Below are 5,548 nucleotides of genomic sequence, written 5' to 3' on the forward strand. Positions count from 1 at the left end.
CGCGAATAATATTTCAGATATTCTCTTTATGATCTCGCTCTCCTTATTAGGGTATGCAAGCGCTGCCATTTATTATATTAAAATTAAGGAAGACCGCTTGGATGAGACTGGTGGTTTTGAGCCGAGGTACGCTAAAGGATACCATATTAAATGGATATTAATTGTGCCTATTGCTTTCCTAATTTTGGGGTATGTGGACCTTGTGGTTGTTTTAAAATCATTTGTTTTGTTGGGGCTACATCGCTTTGTCAGTCATTACTTCAGCAAGGTTAAAGAAGTTGAGATCCTTCTTGAACGTGAAAAGAAATACAACGATTACCTGGAGGAGCGCGTCGCTGAAAGAACTGCTGAACTTGAGAAAAGTAATCAGAACCTCAATTATCTTGCCAATATGGATACCTTGTGTGATTTACCAAATAGGAGATACTTTCTGAGACAGGTTGAAACGTTGGTCAACAATAAAACACCATTTTTACTTTTTTATCTTGATATTGATCGCTTTAAATTGATCAATGATATCCACGGTCATGAGATGGGAGATCGTGTGATTGAAGCTTTGGCTAATAATTTTAAGACCAATAAGCCAGATGAAGTGACCGTCTGCAGGATTGGTGGAGATGAATTTGGGGTTATTTGTCAATGTAAGGGCATAGATGGTTCTCAGCCAGTCAGCGAGAACATCCTTAAAGTTGTTAGAACGCCAATTGAAATTGATCAGTATTTGTTTACACTTGACGCAAGCGTTGGTGTTTCAAAATACCCTGAGGATACAGAGCGGTTTAGTCAACTCTTGAGGTATGCTGATATTGCCATGCTCCAAGCCAAAAAACTCAACTCTGGCGAAAAAATCGTCTATTATAAATCCAATCTCTCTGAGATGCTTGAACGATCAAATGAAATTGAACTCATGCTCAAAAATGCCGATTATGAACAAGAATTTGAATTGTATTATCAGCCTCAGATTGAGATCGGCTCTGAAAAACTCATTGGGGCAGAAGCACTTTTAAGATGGCATAATCCAATTATTGGTCAAATTTCACCTGCGGAGTTCATACCCATAGCTGAACAATCTGATGTGATTCTTTCTATTGGAAAGTGGGTTCTTAAAAAGGGCATGGAACAGCTTGTCACTTGGAATGAAACTTACGATCCAAATTTTAAGCTCGGGATCAATATTTCGCCTGTCCAATTTGACAGTATTGATTTCTTTTCCTATATAGTGACACTGATTGATGCCACAACTGTAGATGCATCAAATCTCGATTTTGAAATCACTGAGAACAGTGCAATGAACTCAAATGTGACCATGGAGGAAATTTTTACTGCCCTATATGGGCTAGGTGTTCATATTTCCATAGATGATTTTGGGACGGGCTATTCTTCGCTTAGTTATATTAAACGATTCGATATAGACCGTATTAAAATTGCAAAAGAACTAATAGACAATATTCATACCGATCATGTGGACCGATTGATCATAAAGGCCATCACCATGATGGCTAAAGGGATGGGGCTTCTAACGATCGCTGAAGGTGTGGAATCCTACGATCAATTAGAGTATTTGAAATCCATTGGTTGTGATGAAGTTCAGGGTTACTATTACAGTAAGCCACTTTCAAAATCTGATTTTGAAACCAAGTATTTTACGCCACAAAAAATTAACAATGAATTAAAGAATACCTAATATAAATGGATTGTATTTTTGCAAAATGAGCGTATACTGAGTTATGTCCTATAGAAAATCCTTAGGGTAGTTAAATTAAGAAAGAAGGGTGTGCCTTGGAAGAAACATCAGTATCGCTCATGGTACCTGCACTTATATTATTTGTGGGTGTTGTTGCGTCAAAAATGAGCAAAATCGTCAAGATACCAGATATCGTCATCTTTTTATTTGCGGGTGTTTTAATTGGACCTGCCATGCTGAACCTTGTGAATGTTGATACACATTCAAGTGTGAACCAGTTTATTCTCACATTCGGAGCAGCTTTTATTCTGTACGATGGTGGTAGAGAAATCAAATTGAAGGTGTTAAATGAGGTCAAGTGGACCGTCGCATTACTAGCCACTGTTGGCGTGCTGATCAGCGCTGTATCCATAGGGTTAGTTGCTATGTGGGTTTTTAAAATTGAATTTATCTATGCACTTTTAATTGGTGCGGTAATCGCATCTACAGATCCAGCGGCCCTGGTGCCTGTTTTTTCTAAGCTTAAGATTGTCGATCGCGTTAAGCAAACGGTTATAAGCGAATCCGCTTTTAATGATGCTGTTGGCGCCATCTTAGTGCTTACGATTATTACCATTATTCAATCTGGATCATTTTCAATCAGTGAAAATCTAATTTCCCTTTCTACCATGATCGTATTTGGTATCGTCAGTGGGGTTTTGGTTGGGGTAATATTTTCACTGAGTGTCTCAGAAGGTAAGTTTGGTTTGTTCACCGAATTTGCGCCAATCGTTTCAATACTTGCTGTAATGATTTCGTTCAGTTTAGCGGAGGCCCTACATGGTAGCGGCTACATGTCTACATTTATGACTGGACTCATTTGCGGCAACAAAAAGAGTTTTAAGCTCTGGGTGCCGACTCTGGATTTTGAGGTTCAAAAGAACGTTAGAGAAACAGTCACCACCATTATGAAAATTGCCATTTTTATATTGTTGGGTATGCATGTGGACTTTAAGTCACTAAGCCAATACTGGAAAGAATCCTTATTGATTGTCAGTGTCTTGATTTTTATTGTAAGACCATTTTCAGTTTTGGTTTGTACTTTACCAGACCGTAAGGTCAAGTGGAAGAAAAATGAAATTATCTTTATGATGTGGGTCAGAGAAACTGGTGTCATTCCAGCAGCGCTCTCAGGCCTAATAGTGAGCCTTAAAATCCCATATGCAAATATCATTTCGTCGGTTGTCTTCATGACAATTATAATGACCCTCTTATTTCAAGCGACAACAGCAAGCCTATTTGCTTGCAAGCTCGGTTTAATCAAACCAGATCAACCTGAAAAGACCCTAGTACCATTTTCTGAACTTGAACATGCTTAACAAAGACAACAAGAAAATCGTCAAAATGCTTTAATCGAAAGATTAGAGCATTTTTTTTATACAAAAAATTGAGTCTAAAGCCAAGGTGGGGAATGTAAGGTCTCGAACTATGTCAATGAGCATGGGTTTAAGTCATCAAAGAAAACAAATCATGGGGCCTGTATTAATAAAAATTTATAAGAAAATTATTTTGATAAATAGAAATGATTTTCATTAATTAAAAATGACTTTTATTAAGCGAAATACTATTTTGCTTTTGAAAAAACATAATATTGTGAAAACGCTTGAAAACATGGGCTGAGTATGGTTTAATAGGTGTACATAAATCAATTTTGAAATTTTAATTAATAACTTAACAATCCTGTTTTTACAATGCTTTGATGACAATAAGGAAATATTTTCTCGAATGGATAATTATGGGATAAAAACTAACCAGAAGCAATTTCACTATGATTTTATACCATAAAAATCTATTGACTTTTAAAATGGATAATGTTAATCTTATCTCAAATAAACCACTCTATAAAATACAAATTCACAGAGTGAAATAATTTGGAGGTTTGAAATGTCAAAAGAGTTAACAAGTATTCAAAGAGAAGAATTAGATTTAGCATTTGAGAAAGCTAGAAAGGCACTTGCAATATTCGAAACATATGATCAGGAAAGAGTTGATAAATTGTGTCGTGCTGTTGCTGCTGCAATATCAAATAAAAAAGTATTCACAGAATTGTCGATCATGGGCGTTGAAGAAAGTCGTCTTGGCGATGCAAATGGCCGTCCTGGTAAAAGATTTAAAGTACATGGTATTTTAAGAGATGCTTTAAGACAAAAAAGTGTTGGCTTAATCGAAGAAGATCCTATTAAAGGCATTTCAAAATATGCGAAACCGGTGGGCATCATTGCTTCAGTTGTACCAACGACTAACCCTGTTTTAACACCAGCTGGAACAACTGTATATGCAATTAAAGCAAGAGATGCAGTCATTTTCTCGCCACATCCAAGATCAAAAAACACGGCTTACAAAGCGGTTGAAATCATGAGAGAAGCTCTTAGAAAAGAAGGCGCTCCAGAGGATATCATCCAATGTCTTCAAAATGTTAACCTTCAAATGACTCAAACGCTTATGTCAGAAGCAGACCTCGTCCTTGCAACTGGCGGACAAGCACTTGTTAGATCTGCTTACAGCTCAGGAACACCTGCTTACGGCGTTGGTGCTGGTAACTCAACAATGATTATTGATGAGACAGCGGATATTAAAGAAGCAGCAATGAATACGATGTTAAGTAAAACTTCAGATTTCGGTTCTGGTTGTTCTGCAGACGGTAACCTTATTATTGAAGAATCAATCTATGATGACATGATCAAAGAGTTTATCGCAATCGGTGGTTACCTTGCAAATGAAGAAGAAAAAGAAAAACTTAAAAATGTAATCTGGGATGAAGAAGGTCATAGACTTCCGGATACTGTAGCACTTGCACCTCAAAAGCTTGCACAGGCTGCTGGCTTTGAAATCCCAGAAGATAGAAAGTTCATCTTCGTCGAAGGCGATGGCGTAGGCAAGGGTCACTTCTTCTCATATGAAAAGTTAACAACACTCTTCGCAGTATTTAAATACAAAGGTTTCGATAATGCCCTTTCAATGATGCATACCATCTACAACAATCAAGGTAAAGGCCATTCATGTGGAATCTACTCATTTAATGACGACCACATTCATGCACTTGCATCAGTTGCACCTGTTAGCCGTATCATGGTTAGACAACCACAGTCAAAAGCAAATGCTGGTTCATTTACAAATGGTATGCCGATGACATCAAGCTTAGGTTGTGGTACTTGGGGTGGTAACATCATCTCTGAGAATGTGAACTTGAAGCACTACATGAACGTAACTTGGGTATCGAGACCAATTCCAGAAGATCGTCCATCACTAGAAGAATTATTTGGTGAGTACTACGATGCGGAATTAGAAAAATAATAGTTGTACTTAATTATTGCAACAATAATAAAAACGGCTTGAAAAGTAAGGTATTAGGAGGGTTATAATGGAAAAATTAGTTTCACATCAACTGGTGGATTATTTGGTGAGAAGAGATGTAAAAAACGTCTTTGGACTATGTGGTCACACTGTAATCGCTATGCTTGATGCTTTGAAAGACTCTGATTTGAACTTTGTGTCAGTCAGACATGAGCAACTCGCTGCACATGCGGCGGACGGATACGCTAGAGTTACCAATAAAGCAAGTGTGGTGCTTTGTCACCTAGGACCAGGACTTACAAATGCTTTAACAGGGGTTGCAAATGCTTCTCTAGATTCTGTACCAATGGTCGTAATTGCGGGGGATGTTCCAAGTTTCTACTATGGCAAGCACCCTCATCAAGAAGTTAACATGCATTGTGATGGTTCTCAGTATGATCTATACAAACCAATCGTAAAACGTGCATGGAGAATTGATAAGCCAGAATTATTCCCTGAAATTCTAGATAAAGCTTTTAGACTTGCAGAGTC

At 37.6% G+C, this 5,548-nt stretch carries 4 protein-coding genes; all 4 read left to right on the forward strand.

The window, feature by feature from the left end:
• Window positions 1-1,684 (forward strand): putative bifunctional diguanylate cyclase/phosphodiesterase (locus AC220I_RS17460; RefSeq protein ID WP_486725147.1); only part of this gene is annotated, 1,684 nt, incomplete at its 5' end.
• Between the two features lie 95 nt (window positions 1,685-1,779).
• Window positions 1,780-3,042 (forward strand): cation:proton antiporter, encoded by a 1,263-nt coding sequence (locus tag AC220I_RS17465; protein WP_486725148.1) that lies wholly within the window; start codon window positions 1,780-1,782, stop codon window positions 3,040-3,042.
• Window positions 3,043-3,607: 565 nt separating this feature from the next.
• Window positions 3,608-5,017, forward strand: a complete 1,410-nt coding sequence (locus AC220I_RS17470; RefSeq protein WP_486725149.1) for an aldehyde dehydrogenase family protein — start codon at window positions 3,608-3,610, stop codon at window positions 5,015-5,017.
• A 67-nt stretch (window positions 5,018-5,084) separates the two neighbouring features.
• Window positions 5,085-5,548 (forward strand): thiamine pyrophosphate-binding protein (locus AC220I_RS17475; RefSeq protein WP_486725150.1); only part of this gene is annotated, 464 nt, incomplete at its 3' end.

The sequence above is a fragment of the Fusibacter sp. genome (assembly GCF_057447755.1).